Here is a 16,661-nt window from a genome sequence, read left to right on the forward strand (position 1 = left end):
GGGTCGGACGGAGGAGGAGACATGGACGTCGACGTGATCGTCGTCGGGGCCGGGATGGCCGGGCTCGTCAACGCCCGCTGGCTGCGGGCGTGCGGCTTCGAGGTGCTGGTCCTGGAGTCGCACGAGGACCTCGGGGGCCAGTGGAACCGGGACAACCCGAACAGCGGCGTCTGGCCCGCCATGCGGACGAACACCGCGAAGTTCCTCACCCGGTTCTCCGACCTCGACTACGACGAGGGGACCGCGATGTTCCCCCGCAACGGCGAGGTGCTGGAGATGCTCCGCCGCTACGTCGAGGCGTTCGGCCTCGGCCCCTCACTGCGGTTCGGCTGCCGGGTGGTCGCCGTCGAGCGGCGCGACGAGGGGTACGAGGTGCGGTGGCGTGACGACGAGGGCGAGCACGCCGTCGTCGCGCCGCGGGTGGTCGTCGCCTCGGGCCGCTACAACCTGCCGGACGTCCCGCCGATCGAGGGCCTGGAGTCCTTCAGCGGAGCGGGAGGGGTCAGCCACGCGTTCCGGTACAAGGACCCCGACCGGTACCGCGGCCAGACGGTGGTCGTGTGCGGGGGCAGCATCTCCGCCCTGGAGATCGCCAGCGACCTCGCGATGATCGGGGCCGAGGTGCACCTGGCCCAGAGGCGCCAGCGCTACGTCATGCCGAAGATGGTCGCGGGAACGCCCATCGAGTCCTACGTCTTCTCCCGGTCCTGGGCCCTCGCGCAGCAGGAGCTGCCCGTCGAGGAGGTGCACCGCATCACCGCGGAGCGCGTGCTCCGGCTCGGTGGCGACCCGGTGCGCTACGGGGCCCCGGCACCGCACGAGGACATCGCGCGGGCGGGCGTCACCGGCAGCCCCCACTACCTCAACCTCGTGGCCGAGGACCGGGTCACCCCGCACCCGTGGGTGCGCTGTGTCGACGGCGGTCGGGTGGAGTTCACCGACGGTGCCTCGGTCGACGCGGACGCGGTCGTCGTGGCGACGGGCTTCCACCTCAACCTGCCGTTCCTGTCGGAGGGGATCCGGCGGACGGTCCGGCTCACCCCCACGTCGATGGAGGTCGCCGACTTCACCTTCCACGCCGACCTGCCGGGGTTCGCCGTCGCCGGCCTGTGGTCGCAGCTCGGTCCCTACGCCGTGCCGCTCGAGCAGCAGGCCCGCTACATCGCCTACACCTGGTCGGGGGCGGTCCCGGCGGCGAGCGAGGAGCGGCTGCGCACCGCCGCCCTGCGCTCGGTCGAGGAGGGTCACTACGAGGGCTACCGCGAGCAGCACGAGATGGCGATCCGGTTCGGTCGGCTCGCGGCGGTGGACCCCGAGGACGTCGACGACCCCGAGCTCGCCGTCGTCCTGCCGCTGGCCACGGTGACCGCCGACACCTTCCGGCTCGTCGGGCCGGACGCGGACCCGGCGGCCCGGGACCGGGTGCTCCGCGACTTCCGGCGCTACGGCACCCCTGAGGACCGCGCCGCGGCCCGGGAGGCCCTCGACGGACGAGCCGTCGAGCCGACCTCCACGGGCTGAGCGCGGGTCAGCCGGCGGGCGTCGCTGTCCGCCGGCGGCCGAGGCGGCGGCCCGGGTCGGCGACGAGGGCGTGGAGCTCGGCGTAGGCGGCGCCCACCGCCGCGGCGAGCGGTCGCTGCGGGGCCACCTCGACGACCGGGGGCGCCCACCGGGCGGACAGCACGCGGCGGGTCAGCGTCTCGAGGAGCGTGGGCCGGACGAGGTCCCCGATCTCGCGCAGGTGCCCCGCGAGGACGATGACCGGGACGTCGACGACGTTGACGACCGCGGAGAGGGCGATGCCGAGGGCCTCGGCCGCGCGCTCGACGGCGGCCGCGGCGGCGGGCTCGCCGTCGCGGGCGGCGCGGGCGATGTCGCTCGTGCGAGCCGTCGGCTCGAGGCCGGCGGCGACGGCGAGGGCGCGCATCCCGGCGTACTGCTCGAGGCACCCGGTGCTGCCGCAGGCGCAGTCCGGGCCGTCCGGGTCGACCGTCACGTGGCCGAGCTCGCCGGCCCAGCCGTGCCGGCCGCGCAGCGGCGCGCCGTCGAGGACGACCGAGCCGCCGATGCCCGCCGCGCCGGAGAGGTAGACGAAGTCGGCGTGCTCCCCGGGCCGGCCGGGGGCGGGGTAGGACACCGTGACGGCACCGAGGTCGGCCTCGTTGCCGACGACCGGCGCCGGGAGCCCGTCGACGGGGGGCATGACGGCGGCGACGGCGACGTCCGACCAGCCGAGGTTGGGGGCCCGCAGCAGCACGCCGCGGCCGTCGACGATGCCGGGCAGGGCGAGCCGCGCCCCGACGACGGTCGCGTCGACCTCGGCGATCGCGCGCCCGGCGACGTCGGCGAGGAGGCCGAGGACGCCCTCCGGGCGTGAGCCGCGGAAGTCGCCCTCGGTGACGTGGCTCGCCCGGACCGCGCCGGTGAGGTCGGTGACGACCGCGGCGACCCGGTCGACGTCGACCTGGAGCCCGAGTGCTGCCACCCCGCGCCCCGGGGAGAGGTGGGTGCCCGGGCGTCCGGGCCCTCGGGGGAGCCCGGCGTCCGGCGCGGACTCCTCGAGCAGGCCGCCGGCGACGAGGTCGTCGACGAGCCGCGACGCGGTCGCCCGGGTCGTGCCCGTCGCGGTCGCGAGCGCCGCGCGCGTCGGCGGGGTGGGGGCGGCGAGCGCGGCGGCGAGCACCCGGGCGAGGTTGACCGCGCGCACGCCGCCGACGTCGACGGCGGTCGGACCGATCGGACGGCCGGATGACGGGGGCACCCCTTGACGTTACCGTGGGGTGCAGAATAGTTTTGACATTGAACAAACGTGAGGAGAACGACGATGTCGACGAGGACACCGACCCCGCAGGACAAGTTCAGCTTCGGGCTGTGGACCGTGGGCTGGACCGGGACCGACCCCTTCGGCGGCCCCTCCCGCCCGGCGCTCGAGCCGTGGGAGTACGCGGGCCGGCTCGCCGAGCTCGGGGCGTGGGGGATCACCTTCCACGACAACGACGTCTTCCCCTTCGACGCCGACGCGGCGACGAAGGCCGACCGGGTCGGCCGGCTCAAGGCGGAGTGCGACGCGTCCGGTCTCGTCATCGAGATGGTGACGACGAACACCTTCTCCCACCCCGTCTTCAAGGACGGCGGGCTCACGAGCAACGACCGCGGGGTGCGCCGGTTCGGCCTGCGGAAGGTGCTCGACGCCGTCGACGTCGCCGCGGAGCTCGGGGCGACGACCTTCGTCATGTGGGGCGGTCGCGAGGGCTCGGAGTACGACGGGAGCAAGGACCTCTACGCGGCGTTCGAGCGCTACAAGGAGGGCCTCGACACGGTGGCCGGGTACATCAAGGACTCCGGCTACGACCTGCGGATCGCCCTCGAGCCGAAGCCCAACGAGCCGCGCGGTGACATCTTCCTGCCGACGGTCGGTCACGCGCTCGCCCTCATCGCCGAGCTCGACCACGGCGACGTCGTCGGCCTCAACCCCGAGACCGGGCACGAGCAGATGGCGAACCTCAACTACACCCACCAGCTGGCGCAGGCGCTCTTCAGCGGGAAGCTGTTCCACATCGACCTCAACGGGCAGCGCGGGCTGAAGTACGACCAGGACCTCGCGTTCGGTCACGGCGACCTGACGTCGGCGTTCTTCACCGTCGACCTCCTCGAGAACGGCTTCCCCGGGCGCCCCGACGCCCCGCGCTACACCGGGCCGCGGCACTTCGACTACAAGCCGTCGCGGACCGAGCACATGGACGGGGTGTGGGAGTCCGCGAAGGCGTGCATGGGCACCTACCTGCTCCTCGCCGACAAGGCGAAGGCCTTCCGCGCCGACCCGCGGGTCACCGAGGCGATGGAGTACGCGGGCGTCCCCTCGCTCGCCGAGCCGACGCTCGCCGCAGGGGAGTCGCTCGCCGACTTCCGCGCCGCCGACGACGGGTTCGACCCCGAGAAGGCTGCCGAGCGCGACTTCGGCTTCGTCCGGCTCAACCAGCTGGCCATCGAGCACCTCGTCGGCTGAGCGGGGAGGGCGGGCGCGGGAGGGGGTGCGCGCCCTCTCCCGCCCCGACCGGCGGGTGCCGCGGGCCCATGTGGGCGGGTCGGGTCAGGCGGCGACGGTGCGGAAGCCGGTGTTGCCGGAGGAGGAGTCCGGGGTGTTCGCCGTGCGGGCGGCGTTGCGGTACCGGTTGCAGTACGAGTCGTGGCACAGGTACGACCCGCCGCGCATGACGCGGCCCGGGCCCTGCGCGGGGCCGGTCGGGTCCTGCTCGGGCGAGCGGGCGTACCAGCGCGGGTCGAACCAGTCGGCCACCCACTCCCAGACGTTGCCGACCGTCTCGTGGAGGCCGTGACCGTTCGCGGGGAAGGTGCCGACGGGGGCGGTCGTGAGCCAGCCGTCCTCGAGGGTGTTCTCGGTGGGGAAGCGCCCCTGCCAGATGTTCGTCCGCCAGCCGTCGCCGACGTCGAGGTCGTCACCCCACGGGTAGCGGGCGCCCTCGAGCCCGCCGCGCGAGGCGTACTCCCACTCGGCCTCGGTCGGCAGCCGCCGCCCGGCCCAGCGGCAGTACGCGACGGCGTCGTTCCAGCTGACGTGGGTCACCGGGTGGTCGGCGAGCCCGTCGAGGTCGGAGCGCGACCCGCCGGGGTGGCGCCAGTCGGCGTGCTGCACCCCGACCCACCACGGGGCGCCGGGCACGCGGCTCATGAGGTCGGCCTCCGGAGCGGCGAGCGCGAGGTGGAAGACGGCCGAGAAGCCGAACGACTCCGCCTCGGTGACGAAGCCGGTCGCGTCGACGAAGGCGGCGAAGGCGGCGTTCGTCACCGTCGTCGTGTCGATCGAGAACGGCGACAGGGTCACCGGGTGGACCGGTCCCTCGCCGTCGCCGGGGTGACCGTCGCCGAAGGGGTCGCCCATCGCGAACGTCCCGCCGGTCAGGTCCGCCTGCGGGACCGGGTGCAGGGCCGCACCGGCCCCCTCCACGACGCCGTCCACGGCCCCGGGGGCGGTGTCGGCGCCCCCGTCCGACGCGCGGGACGGGGCGCAGCAGTGACCGGGCTCGTCCATGTCCCGAGACTATCCGCGTGGCCCGTGCCCGGCCCGGGTCGGCCCGTCGTTGTGGGACAGACTGGCAGGACCGCCGCCGTCGAAGGAGCCGCATGACCCGCCCGAACATCGTCTTCGTCATGTCCGACGACCATGCCGCCCACGCGATCTCGGCGTACGGCAGCCGGGTCAACCGGACGCCGCACCTGGACCGGATCGCCGACGAGGGGGTGCGGATGGACGCGGTGTTCTGCACGAACTCGATCTGCAGCCCGTCGCGGGCCTCGATCCTCACCGGCACGTACAGCCACGTCAACGGTGTCGGGTCGATCTGGACCGAGATGGACTACCGCGTCCCGACCTACCCCGAGGTGCTCCAGCGCGAGGGGTATCGCACGGCGCTCTTCGGCAAGTGGCACCTCGGCGAGTCCGACGTGGCGCGCCCGCGGGGTTTCGACGCCTGGACGGTCTTCCCCGGCCAGGGTGACTACCGCGACCCGCTGATGATCGACGCCGACGGCGAGCGGACGGTGCCGGGGTACGCGACCGACATCGTCACCGACATGGCGGTCGACTGGCTCGACGGGCTCGGCGCGGACGAGCCGTTCTGCCTCATGGTCCACCACAAGGCGCCGCACCGGCCGTGGGTGCCGGACGAGAAGCACGCCCACCTGTACGCCGCTGGCGACGTCCCCGAGCCGGAGACCTTCTTCGACGATCTCGAGACCCGGAGCAAGGCCGTGCGTGGCGTGCACATGACCATCGCGGACGACCTCGGCAGCGAGGACCTCAAGACCGAGGTGCCGCCCGAGCTGCGGGGCCCGGAGAACCGTGAGGCCCGGATGCGGTGGAAGTACCAGATCTACATGCGCGACTACCTCCAGTGCATCCAGTCGGTCGACGACAACGTCGGCCGACTGCTCGACCACCTCGAGGAGAGGGGCCTCGCCGAGAACACCGTCGTCGTCTACACCTCGGACCAGGGCTTCTTCCTCGGCGACCACGGCTGGTTCGACAAGCGGCTCATGTTCGACCAGTCCCTCCAGATGCCGATGCTCGTGCGGTGGCCGGCCGAGATCGCCGCCGGCTCGCGGTGCGAGGCGATCGTCACGAACGTCGACTTCGCGGCCACGTTCCTCGACATGTGCGGGGTGGACGTCGACGAGGCGCTTCCGGCGAACCAGGGCCGCAGCTTCCGGCCGTTGCTGCGGGGCGAGCAGGTCCAGGACTGGCCGGAGGCGATGTACTACCGGTACTGGGAGCACGACGACCCGATCCACGCCGCGCCGGCGCACTACGGCATCCGGACCGCGACCCACAAGCTCATCCACTACTACGGCGCCGGGCTCGGCGTGCCGGGTGCCTCCGACCGGGTGTTCGAGCCGGAGTGGGAGCTCTACGACATGGCCGCGGACCCGACCGAGGTCCGCAACGTCGCCGACGACCCCGCGTACGCCGACGTGCGTGCGGAGCTCGAGGCGCTGCTGGCCGACTACCAGCGGCACTACGCCGACCAGCCGTACGTCGGGCCCGACACCCCGACCCAGGAGTGGGGACCGCACGACGAGCGGGCGCTCGCCGGGGTCCACGAGTTCGTCGCGAGTGTCCGTGAGTCCGGCTGACGGCGGGAAGCGGCAACCCGTCCTTGGGCCGGCCGCAGCACCGTCCCGGGTCGTCATCGCCCCGAACACGTTCAAGGGGTCCCTCGGTGCGCTCGACGTCGCGCGGGCCGTCGCCGCGGGGATCGCCGCGGTGCGCCCGGAGGTCGTCCTCGACCTCCTGCCGGTGGCCGACGGCGGCGACGGGACGATCGAGGCCGCCCTCGCCGCCGGGTTCGAGAGCGTGCCCGCTCGGGTCGCCGGGCCCACGGGGGAGCCGGTCGAGGCCCGCTGGGCACGACGGGGGCCGGAGGCCGTCGTCGAGATGGCGGAGACGTGCGGCCTGGCTCTCCTGCCGGGCGGGGTACCCGCCCCCAGGACCGCGACCTCGCGAGGACTCGGCGAGGCGGTGCGGGCCGCGCTCGACGCCGGGTGCGCCGAGGTCGTCCTCGGCATCGGCGGCAGCGCGAGCACCGACGGCGGGACCGGCTTCCTCTCGGCCCTCGGCGCGCGGTTCCTCGACGTCCGGGGTCGGCCGCTGCCGGACGGGGGAGCGGCGCTCGCCGAGCTCGACGACGTCGACCTCACCGGCCTCCACCCCGGTCTCGGTGCGGCGCGGGTCGTCGTCGCGTGCGACGTCGACAACCCGCTCCTCGGGGCTGACGGCGCCGCTGCGGTGTACGGACCGCAGAAGGGGGCCACCCCCGACCAGGTCCCGCTCCTCGACGCCGCTCTCGCCCGGCTCGCCGCCCTCGTGCCGGACGGCGACGCGCTCGCGGCGCGCCCCGGCGCGGGGGCGGCCGGTGGGGTCGGCTTCGCGGCCCTCCTCCTCGGGGCGGAGCTGGCTCCCGGCATCGACCTCGTGCTCGACCTCGTGGGGTTCGACGCCGTCGTCGCGGGGGCCGACCTCGTCGTCACGGGGGAGGGCTCGCTCGACGCGCAGAGCCTCCACGGCAAGGCGCCGGTCGGTGTCGCGACCCGCGCAGCGCGGCACGGGGTGCCCGTCGTCGCCGTCTGCGGTCGCCGCGACCTGCCCGACGCGGACCTGCGCTCCGTCGGCATCGAGGCGGCCCACGCCCTCGTCGACGTCGAGCCCGATGTCGCGCGCTGCATCGCGGACCCGGTCCCGCTGCTCGAGCGGCTGGGTGCCCGCCTCGCGACCGACCGGCTCCGCGCTCCGCGCTGACGGAGCGGCCGAGGGTCGCTGGGGTGCTACCCGGGCAGGGGAGCCTCGTCGGCGGCGTGGGTCGCGGCCCAGCTCGCGAGGAGGCTGAGCCGCTCCGCGGTGGCGGTGTCCGGCTCCGCCGTGTAGACGGTGAGGGTGAGCCCGGGGTCCGCCTCGAGCGCCATCGCCTCGAACGAGAGGTCGAGCCGGCCGACGGCCGGGTGGTGGAAGGACTTGCGCCCGGTCCGGTGCAGGCGGACGTCGTGCGCGGCCCAGCGGGTGCGGAAGTCCTCGCTGCGGGTGCTCAGCTCGCCGATGAGGTCGGTGAGGTCCTTGTCGTGCGGGGTGCGGCCGGCCTCGGCACGCAGCAGCTGGACGTTGGTGTGGCAGGCGCCGTCGTGGTCCGGGAAGCAGTCTCGGGCCGCGGGGTCGAGGAACCCGAACCGGGCGAGGTTGGGTGGGGAGACGTCGCTCGTGCGGGTCGGGCTGTCGAACACGGGGGAGTAGAGGGCCCGGCCCAGGGTGTTCGTACCGAGGATGTCGAGGCGCCCGTTGCGGACGAACGCCGGCACGTCGCGCATCGAGTCCAGGACCGTCTGCACGGTCGGCCGCACCTGCGTCGCGCGCCGACGGGTCGTGCCCCGGCGCCCCGGACGTCCGCCCGCGTTGGCGTTGCGGGCGAGGTCGAAGAGGTAGGCGCGCTCGGCCTCGTCGAGGTGCAGCGCCCCGGCCACCGCGTCGAGGACGCTGTCGGACACCCCGGCGAGGTGACCCTTCTCGAGCCGGGTGTAGTAGTCGGCCGAGACGCCGGCGAGCATCGCGACCTCCTCGCGGCGCAGGCCCGTGACCCGCCGGTTGCCTCCGTAGGCCGTCAGGCCCGCGTCCTCGGGCGTGATCTTGGCCCGACGGGTGGCGAGGAAGTCCCGAGCCGCCTCGCTCCTGTGGCTGCGTGCACCGCTCATCGCTCCAGGGTAGGTCCGCCGTGCCCGGGGTGAGGGGGTCCTGCCAGGACCCGGAAGGGCGCGGCCTGTCGCGCGAGGGTCGGCGGGGTGCACCCTCGGAGGGTGCACCCGGGTGTCGCCGGGCAGCCGTTCGTCGGCGGTCCGGTCCCTGCCCGCACACGACCGTCCGACCACCACCGACCAGGAGGAGACCCCGTGAGCCCCGAGCAGACGTCCGCACCCGGCGGCACGCCGGCCGAGCGCCTCGCCGCGATCGTCGCGGCGGACGACGTCCACATCGCCCCGACCCGTCCCGCGGGCGGACCTCGTGGGGGTGTGCCGGGGACGCCGACGTGGATCTGGTCGGTCCTCGTCGACGACGAGGTCCTCGTCCGTCCGTACCGGGGCGAGGCCTCGTCCTGGTACGCCTCCGCGGTCGAGACCGGTCGCGGGGTCGTCGTGTCCGGGGAGGAGACCATCGAGGTCGTGCTCACACCCGCGGACGAGACCGTGCTCGACGCCGTCGACCGGGCGTACTCCGACACCTACGCGGGCAGCCCCTACCTGCCGCCCATGCTCGAGCCCGGACCCCGGGCGTGCACGATGCGCGTGAGCGCGGTCGGCGACGACGCGTGAGCGCCCCGTCCCCGGGACCCGTGACGGTCCGGCTGACGACCGCCGACCACGTCGTCGACGTCGTGCTCGAGGACTCCGCCGCGACGCGGGCCCTCGTCGACCTGCTGCCCGTCGACCTCGACGTGCGGGACTTCCACGGCATCGAGAAGGTGGCCGACCTGCCACGGCGCCTTCCGACCGACGACGCGCCGGCGGGGTACCAGGCGGCCGCCGGCGACCTCACGTACTACGCCCCGTGGGGCAACCTCGCCCTCTTCCACCGCCCGTTCGAGCACGCGTCGGGGCTCGTGCCGCTCGGTCGGGTCGTCACCGACCACGCCGTCCTGGGTGACCTCGAGGGTCCGGCCCGGCTGGTGCTCGTCGAGACGCCGGGATCCTGACCGGGAACACCCGACACACCACATGTTGTGTCTTACACGGATGTGGTTCGTGGATATAGTGCTCACAGCAGCTGGTTCGGCGGCTCATCCAGAGCCGTCGTCGCAAGAGGGAAGCCGGTGTGAGTCCGGCACTGCCCCGCAGCGGTGAGTGGGAACGACCTCCGTCTCCTGGATCGACAGGAAGCACTGGGACCACCGATCACGGTCCCGGGAAGCGACGGACACTAGGCCGGAGCGTGAGCTCCACCGCCCACGAGTCCGAAGACCTGCCAGCGCCCGCCCGCGAGGGCGGGGTCCGCGACCTCGAGGGAAGGTCAGGGGATCGAGCAGCGCCTGCCCGTCGGGGTCCACCCGTCGGTGGCCGAGTCGTCTCCCGTCCCCTCGTCGAGGTCGCGGTCCGCACGGACCGCACATCCGAGCGGGCGGCGAGGGCCGGCCCGCCGACGAAGGGCACACACATGATCGACACGTCGGGTCTGCCGATCCGCACCGGGAAGTCCGCCTACGTCTTCGACTACCCCGTGGCCGAGGACCTCGCGAAGAAGCAGCGCAGCATCTTCTGGACCGCCGAGGAGATCCCGGTCGAGAACGACGCGCAGGACTTCCTCGTGAGCATGACCCCCGCCGAGCAGTCGGCCGTGAGGACGACCCTGAAGCTGTTCACCATCTACGAGCTCATCCTCGGCGGGGAGGTGTGGGGGGACCGCCTCTTCCACGCCTTCCCGCGCCCCGAGGTGCAGATGATGACGAACGCCTTCTCGTTCGCCGAGCTCAACATGCACGCCCCGTTCTACGCCAAGCTCAACAAGACGCTCATGATCGACACCGAGGAGTTCTACGAGTCGTACAAGAACGACCCGGTCCTCGCCGAGCGCATCGAGTTCGTCTGGGACGCGGTCGCCGACGAGGACCTGCTGTACGCCCTCAGCGTCTTCACCCTCATGGAGAACTGCGTCCTGTACTCGAGCTTCGCCTTCCTCAAGCACTTCCAGTCCGGCGGCAAGAACCTGCTCCAGAACGTCGTGAGCGGGATCAACTTCTCCGCCCGCGACGAGAACCTGCACGCGACCGGTGGGGCCTGGCTGTTCAGAACGGCGCTCGAGGAGTACCGACGCACGGTCGACGCCGTCACGTTCGAGGCCGAGCGCGACGACCTCGTCCGCCGGGTCCGCGCGGCCGCGGAGCACGTCCACGCGCACGAGGTACGCATCGTCGAGATGCTCTTCGCCGACGGGCCGATCCCGGGCATCGAGCGGGCCGACCTCGAGACGTTCGTCCGGTCCCGGGTGGACCTGACGCTGGCGACCATGGACATGGAGCCGCTCTTCGAGATCGGTGACAACCCGATCGCCGACTGGTTCTACAGCGGCGTCAACGGCACCCAGTTCCACGACTTCTTCCAGGTCACCGGCAACGAGTACAACCGCAGCGTCGGCGAGAAGGAGTTCGTGTTCTGATGGCCGGCACCGCATGGAAGACGCTCTCCGCCGAGCGCAAGGCCCTCCAGGCGCGGGGCGAGGTGCCCGCCTTCATGACGACCGCCGGGTACGCGATGGTCACCGCCAAGTACGTCGTCGGCGGCCAGTCGGTCCGTGAGCGCTACGAGACGATCGCCCGCACCGCCGGGGACCTGGCCGACGAGCTCTACGGCCGCGACGACGGCACCTCGTGGACCGGCCACTTCCTCGAGGCGATCTGGAACGGCTGGCTCTCGCCGTCGACGCCGGTCCTGGCCAACCTCGGGACGGACCGCGGGATGCCCGTCTCGTGCGAGGGGTCGTACGTCGAGGACTCCGTGTGGGGCTTCTACGACACCCTCAAGGAGGCGGCGATCCTGTCCCAGAACGGGTTCGGCACCTCCGCCTACCTCGGCGACATCCGTCCGCGGGGCGCCCGGTTCAGCGACACCGGCAAGGCCAACGGTGTCGTCCCCGTCTTCTCGAACTTCGTCGAGATGACGAACCAGATCAGCCAGGGCAGCACCCGGCGCGGGTCGTGGGCGGGGTATCTGCCGGTCGACCACCCGGACTTCTTCGAGCTCGCCGACCTGGTCTTCCGCGAGCCGGCGAACAAGAACGTCGGGTGGATCTTCACGCAGGCCTTCATCGACCGGATGCTCGCCGGTGACAAGGACGCCCTCGAGCGCTACCAGCGGGTCCTGAAGATCCGCGTCGTGCTCGGCAAGGGCTACATCTGGAAGGTCGACACCGTCAACGCCGCGCAGACCGAGTCCTACCGGGCCCACGGCCTGACGAACAAGGCCTCGAACCTCTGCTCGGAGATCACGCTCTTCAGCGACGAGGACCACTCGTACACGTGCGTGCTGTCCTCGCTGAACCTCTCGACGTACGACGCGTGGAAGGACCGGGACCTCCCGTTCCTCGCCACCGTCTTCCTCGACGCGGTCGCCGAGGCGTTCCTGCGCAGGGCGCGCACGATCCGGGGTCTGGAGCGGGCGGTCCGGTACACCGAGAAGGCCCGCAGCCTGGGTCTCGGCGTCATGGGTTACCACGACCTCCTGCAGCAGCGGATGCTCCCGTTCGCGTCGGACGAGGCGGCGGCGCTCAACGTCGACCTCTTCGAACGGATCAGCCGGGGCGCGGACGCCGCCTCCCAATGGATGGCCGAGCGGACCGAGGTCCCGCAGTGGTGCGTCGGGCGCCGCAACTCCCACCTCATGGCGGTCGCGCCGACGATGAGCACCGCCGTCGTCGTCGGCGGGACGAGCCAGGGGATCGAGCCCTACGTCGCGAACGTCTGGAACCAGACGACGTCGGCCGGCGAGATGCCCCGGGCCAACCGCAACCTCGTGCGGCTCATGAAGGAGCGGGACGTCCACGACACGGAGCACCTCGACGACATCGTCGACCACGCCGGGTCCGTCCGGCACGTCGACTGGCTCGACGACCACGAGAAGGAGGTCTTCCGCACCGCCTACGAGATCGACCAGGAGGTGCTGCTGGACCGGGCGTCGGACCGGCAGGTCTTCATCGACCAGTCGCAGTCGCTCAACCTCTTCTTCGAGGCCGACGCGACGCCGCAGGAGATCAGCCGGGTGCACAAGAAGGCCCTGCTCGACCCCCACCTCAAGAGCCTCTACTACCTGCGCTCGCGCGCCGGTGTCCGGGCGAGCACGCAGAACCCCACGAAGAACCAGGACAGGTGACGACGATGGACGAGACCACGACGACCGCGACGACGAGCACGGCGATCGACGAGCTCGACTGGGACGGCTGGGACCTCAGCCCGGCCGAGGTCTGCTCGATCGAGAACGGCGCCGACTGCACGGCCTGCGAGGGCTGAGGCCCGACCCCCGCAGGCCACGTCCGTCGCGACGCGGGGGTCGGCCGAACGGCCACGGTGCGCCCGACCGCCGGGCGCGGACGGCCGCCGCTCGGGACGATGGGGCGTTTCCTCGGTCCGTGCAGGGGCTGTTCGCAAAGGTGGGTGGCGATGTCGTCGCTGCGCGCGGCTGTGCTCGTCCTCGGTGTGCTGTGGGCGGCCTTCCCGCTGACCCCGGTCGGTGACGTCCGGGACGGCTACTACGACGTCCTCGCGGCGATGTGCATCGCGGTCGCCGTCGTCGCGGCCCGTCGGCTGCCGCCGCCGGTGCGGTGCGCGTGGATGCTCGTCGTCCTCGGCTTCGCCGGCTGGGTCGCGGGCGAGCTCGTCTCCACGGTCGAGCAGCGGGTCCTCGGCCTCGACCTCTTCCCCGCCCCGAGCGACGCCTTCTACCTCGGCGCGTACGGCCTCCTCGCCGCCGGGCTGCTCCGGCTCGTCCGGGGCCGGCACACCCGTCAGGACCTCACGCCCGTCCTCGACGCGACGATCGTGGCGGTCGGCTTCGGCATCGTCGTCGGGACCTTCCTCGTCGGCCCCATCGCGGAGGACGCGGGCACCTCGGCGTTGGAGCGCGTCGTCGCCTCGGCCTACCCCGTCGGGGACGTCCTGCTCATCGGGCTGCTCGTGCGCCTGTGGGCCTCGGTCGGGTCGCGCTCGCCGGCCTTCCGCCTCCTCCTCGTCGCGGTCGTCGCCACGACCGCCGCCGACGTCACGTGGAACGTCCTCGCGCTCACCGACCCGCTCGCCGACGACCCCGCGTGGCTCGACATGCTGTGGCTGCTCGCGTACGTCGCGGCCGCCGCCGCCGTCTGCTCGCGGTCGGCGACCTCGATCGGGGTCGGGACCGTGCAGACCGAGGCGGCCGCCTCGCCGCACCGTCGCCTCGTGGCGCTCGGGGCCGGCCTCGTCCTGCCGGCCGGGGCACTGGCGTTCAGCGGGCTCCTGGAGCTGGACGTCCCGTGGCGGCTCGTGTCCGTCGGGTCGGTCGTCGTGTCCGTGCTCGTCGTCGTGCGGATGGCCCTGCTGCTGCGCACCGTCGAGGAGCAGGCCGTCCAGCTCGCCGCGCTCGCCCGCAGCGACGGGCTCACCGGCGCGCCGAACCGTCGCACGTGGGACCACGAGCTGGGCCGGGCGTTCCAGGCGGCCGAGGAGTCCGGGGGGCCGCTCGCGATCGGGCTCGTCGACCTCGACCACTTCAAGCGCTACAACGACGAGCACGGTCACCAGGCCGGCGACCTCCTCCTGCGGGAGGCGGTGGCCGCGTGGTCGGACCTGCTCCGCCCGGGAGAGCTGCTCGCCCGCTACGGCGGGGAGGAGTTCGGGCTGCTCATGCCGGGGTCGACGCCCGAGCAGGCGGCCCAGCGGCTGCAGGTCATGCAGCGGCTCACGCCGCGTGGGCAGCGGTTCTCGGCGGGGGTCGCGGCCTGGACCCCGTCCGCCGAGCCGGCGGCGGTCGTCGAGCAGGCCGACCGGGCGCTGTACAGCGCCAAGCACGCCGGGCGGGGGCGCACGCGCATCGCGAACGTCACCCACGACGCTCCCGAGACGCCCGCGGTGCAGGTGGCGCTCCAGCCGATCGTCGACGTCGCGTCGGGTGCGGTCGTCGGGCACGAGGCGCTCAGCCGGTTCGTCGACGGCGACCCGGAGCGGGTGTTCGCCGAGGCGCACCGCGCGGGCTACGGCCCGGTCCTCGAGGCGGCGGCCGTCGCCGAGGCACTGGCCCACCGCCCCGCCGAGGGGATCCTGTCCGTCAACGTGAGCGTCGGGGCGCTCGTGAGCGAGGAGATGCGCTGCGTCCTCGACGCCGACCTCACCGGCGTCATGGTCGAGATCACCGAGCAGACCGACACCGACGCCTGGGACGAGGTCGCGGTCGTCGTCGCCTCGTGCCGCACCCGGGGTGCGGTCGTGGCGGTCGACGACTGGGGGCGTGGGTACTCCAACGTCGAACGGATCATGCGGCTGCGACCCGAGGTCGTCAAGCTCGACCGCAGCCTCGTCGCCGACCTGTCCGACCCCGACCGGCTCAGTGCGCTGCGCACGCTCGGCGAGTGGGCCCGCAGCATGGGCGCCCGGGTCTGCGCCGAGGGGGTCGAGTCGGCCGACCAGTGGGCGGCGCTGCGTGCCATCGGCATCGAGCTCGCGCAGGGCTACCTCTTCGGACGCCCCGCCCTCGCCTCGGACGAGGGCGCCGACGGTGTCGTCGGCGGCGGGCGTGCCGACACCGCCGTGTCGCCGGTCGGCTCGCTCTGACGTCCCGTCCGGGGCGGTCGACCGGGGTCTTGGCGCCGGTTCACCGCCCCGTTCCCGGTCCACCACCGGGCGGCGTCCCGCGTGGAGGATCGTCGGGGTGATGACGCCGACGATCCTCCACGCGAGCGACGGGACCGCCCCCGACCAGGCGCTCGGACGCCGTGCCCCCGTCGGCGCTCTCACTCCGTTCGAGCGCCTGTTGCTTCTGCCGGGGGCACGCCCGGAGTGCTTGCTCCGCTGCGCACGACCGCGCGTGCCCCCGGCAGGATTCGAACCTGCGACACCTTCTTTAGGAGAGAAGTGCTCTTCCCCTGAGCTACGGGGGCGGGGAAAGGCCGCGGACCAGACTACGGGACCGCGGCAGTCCTGCCGTCCCGGCGTCGAGGACCATCGCGCGCCGGTAGGTTGAGGAGATGCGCCTGCCCTCCCTGCCCGGTCCGGGCGACGTCGTCGACGCCGTGTCGCGGACCGGTGACGCGGTCGACTCCCTCCTCGACGCGCTGCCCCGGGTCCTGCGGATGGTCGGCCAGGCCGAGGAGCTGCTCACCGACGCCGCCCGTCTCGTCACCCGGATCGAGGGCACCCGCAAACGGGCCGACGAGGTCGTCCGCCGCACCCGGACCACCGTCGACGACGCCGACGAGGTGCTGCAGCGCGCCATCGTCACCCTCGAACGCACCGAGCAGGTCCTGGCCCGGGCGGTCGTCACGGTCGAGGCCGTCGAGCCGGTCGTCGCGCGGGCCGGCGACGCCGTCGACACCGGCGAGCGGGTGCTCGCCCGCGCCGAGGCCACCGTCGGCGCGGCCGAGCCCGTCGTCGGGCGCACCGTCGCGACGGTCGAGGCCGCCGAGGGGGTCCTCACGCGGACCGCGACGACGGTCGACGCCGCGGAGGGGCTCCTCGCCCGCACCGCGACGACGGTCGACACCGCTGAAGGGCTCGTCACGCGGACGACGTCGACGGTCGAGCGGGTCGAGCCCGTCGTCGGCCGGATCGCCGACCTCACCGACCGTCTGCACCCCTCGCTCGTCACCCTCCAGCCCACCCTGGAGCGGCTCGCCGAGACGACCGACCCGCGCGAGGTCGACGCCCTCGTCCAGCTCGTCGACACCCTGCCGCTCCTCGCCGAGCGGCTCCAGGACGACGTCCTGCCCGTCCTCGCGACCCTCGACTCGGTCGGCCCCGACATCCACGACCTGCTCGACACCAGCCGCGAGCTCAACCTCATGCTCGCCAAGCTCCCCGGCATGCGCTCGATCAAGAAGCGGGTCGACGAGCAGCAGGCCGAGGAGGCCGAGCACGCCTGACCCGACGGCT

At 73.2% G+C, this 16,661-nt stretch carries 14 protein-coding genes, 1 tRNA gene and 1 riboswitch; of the genes, 11 read left to right on the plus strand and 4 right to left on the minus strand.

Translation table 11 applies throughout. The annotated features are described in order from the left end of the window. Positions 1–21 precede the first annotated feature (21 nt). On the plus strand, positions 22–1,521 hold the full coding sequence (locus KC207_RS16105; RefSeq protein ID WP_211604348.1) for a flavin-containing monooxygenase: 1,500 nt from the start codon (positions 22–24) through the stop codon (positions 1,519–1,521). A gap of 7 nt (positions 1,522–1,528) precedes the next feature. Here the strand turns inward: KC207_RS16105 and KC207_RS16110 are convergent, their stop codons facing one another. Next, positions 1,529–2,761: an ROK family protein gene (locus KC207_RS16110; RefSeq protein ID WP_211604349.1), complete on the minus strand. Its 1,233-nt coding sequence runs from the start codon at positions 2,759–2,761 to the stop codon at positions 1,529–1,531. A 63-nt stretch (positions 2,762–2,824) separates the two neighbouring features. Between KC207_RS16110 and xylA the strand changes: the two genes are divergently transcribed. Continuing rightward, complete coding sequence (gene xylA / locus KC207_RS16115) at positions 2,825–4,006, plus strand: xylose isomerase (protein WP_211604350.1); 1,182 nt, start codon at positions 2,825–2,827, stop codon at positions 4,004–4,006. An 84-nt stretch (positions 4,007–4,090) separates the two neighbouring features. Here xylA and KC207_RS16120 read toward each other — a convergent pair whose 3' ends face one another. After that, the gene (locus tag KC207_RS16120; protein WP_211604351.1) at positions 4,091–5,050 is read right to left on the minus strand and encodes a formylglycine-generating enzyme family protein; all 960 of its coding nucleotides are present in this window, start codon (positions 5,048–5,050) and stop codon (positions 4,091–4,093) included. 92 nt (positions 5,051–5,142) lie between these two features. On the opposite strand from KC207_RS16120, the gene KC207_RS16125 reads away from it, so the two are divergent. Further along, positions 5,143–6,651 carry a sulfatase family protein gene (locus KC207_RS16125; RefSeq protein WP_211604352.1) on the plus strand — a complete coding sequence of 503 codons (1,509 nt, stop codon included), beginning with the start codon at positions 5,143–5,145 and terminating at the stop codon, positions 6,649–6,651. Further along, positions 6,638–7,813 (plus strand): glycerate kinase, encoded by a 1,176-nt coding sequence (locus KC207_RS16130; RefSeq protein WP_211604353.1) that lies wholly within the window; start codon positions 6,638–6,640, stop codon positions 7,811–7,813. Before KC207_RS16125 ends, KC207_RS16130 begins: the two co-directional genes overlap by 14 nt. 26 nt (positions 7,814–7,839) lie before the next feature. On the opposite strand, the gene KC207_RS16135 is transcribed toward KC207_RS16130, so the two are convergent. After that, on the minus strand, positions 7,840–8,754 hold the full coding sequence (locus tag KC207_RS16135; protein ID WP_211604354.1) for a helix-turn-helix transcriptional regulator: 915 nt from the start codon (positions 8,752–8,754) through the stop codon (positions 7,840–7,842). A 195-nt stretch (positions 8,755–8,949) separates the two neighbouring features. On the opposite strand from KC207_RS16135, the gene KC207_RS16140 reads away from it, so the two are divergent. The 6 genes from KC207_RS16140 (at position 8,950) to KC207_RS16160 (ending at position 15,344) form a co-directional block, all read left to right on the plus strand. Next, complete coding sequence (locus tag KC207_RS16140) at positions 8,950–9,369, plus strand: DUF2255 family protein (protein WP_211604355.1); 420 nt, start codon at positions 8,950–8,952, stop codon at positions 9,367–9,369. Beyond that, entirely contained in the window at positions 9,366–9,749 is a 384-nt protein-coding gene (locus tag KC207_RS16145; RefSeq protein ID WP_211604356.1) for a cyclophilin-like fold protein, read from the plus strand. Before KC207_RS16140 ends, KC207_RS16145 begins: the two co-directional genes overlap by 4 nt. Before the next feature lie 70 nt (positions 9,750–9,819). Continuing rightward, positions 9,820–10,023: riboswitch (cobalamin riboswitch) on the plus strand. A 184-nt stretch (positions 10,024–10,207) separates the two neighbouring features. Continuing rightward, positions 10,208–11,206: a ribonucleotide-diphosphate reductase subunit beta gene (locus KC207_RS16150; RefSeq protein WP_211604357.1), complete on the plus strand. Its 999-nt coding sequence runs from the start codon at positions 10,208–10,210 to the stop codon at positions 11,204–11,206. Next, positions 11,206–12,915: a ribonucleotide reductase barrel domain-containing protein gene (locus KC207_RS16155; protein ID WP_211604358.1), complete on the plus strand. Its 1,710-nt coding sequence runs from the start codon at positions 11,206–11,208 to the stop codon at positions 12,913–12,915. The genes KC207_RS16150 and KC207_RS16155 overlap by 1 nt, the downstream gene beginning before the upstream one ends. A gap of 5 nt (positions 12,916–12,920) precedes the next feature. After that, positions 12,921–13,052 carry a hypothetical protein gene (locus KC207_RS17050; protein WP_282958984.1) on the plus strand — a complete coding sequence of 44 codons (132 nt, stop codon included), beginning with the start codon at positions 12,921–12,923 and terminating at the stop codon, positions 13,050–13,052. A gap of 150 nt (positions 13,053–13,202) precedes the next feature. Then, positions 13,203–15,344, plus strand: coding sequence for a bifunctional diguanylate cyclase/phosphodiesterase (locus tag KC207_RS16160; RefSeq protein WP_211604359.1), 2,142 nt, complete (start codon positions 13,203–13,205; stop codon positions 15,342–15,344). A gap of 254 nt (positions 15,345–15,598) precedes the next feature. On the opposite strand, the gene KC207_RS16165 is transcribed toward KC207_RS16160, so the two are convergent. Then, positions 15,599–15,670: transfer RNA gene (locus tag KC207_RS16165), tRNA-Arg, on the minus strand. Between the two features lie 87 nt (positions 15,671–15,757). Between KC207_RS16165 and KC207_RS16170 the strand changes: the two genes are divergently transcribed. After that, on the plus strand, positions 15,758–16,651 hold the full coding sequence (locus KC207_RS16170; RefSeq protein WP_211604360.1) for a hypothetical protein: 894 nt from the start codon (positions 15,758–15,760) through the stop codon (positions 16,649–16,651). Positions 16,652–16,661: the final 10 nt, after the last annotated feature.

It is taken from the genome of Phycicoccus avicenniae (assembly GCF_018139485.1).
In the GTDB taxonomy this organism is placed as follows: Bacteria; Actinomycetota; Actinomycetes; order Actinomycetales; family Dermatophilaceae; genus Phycicoccus; species Phycicoccus avicenniae.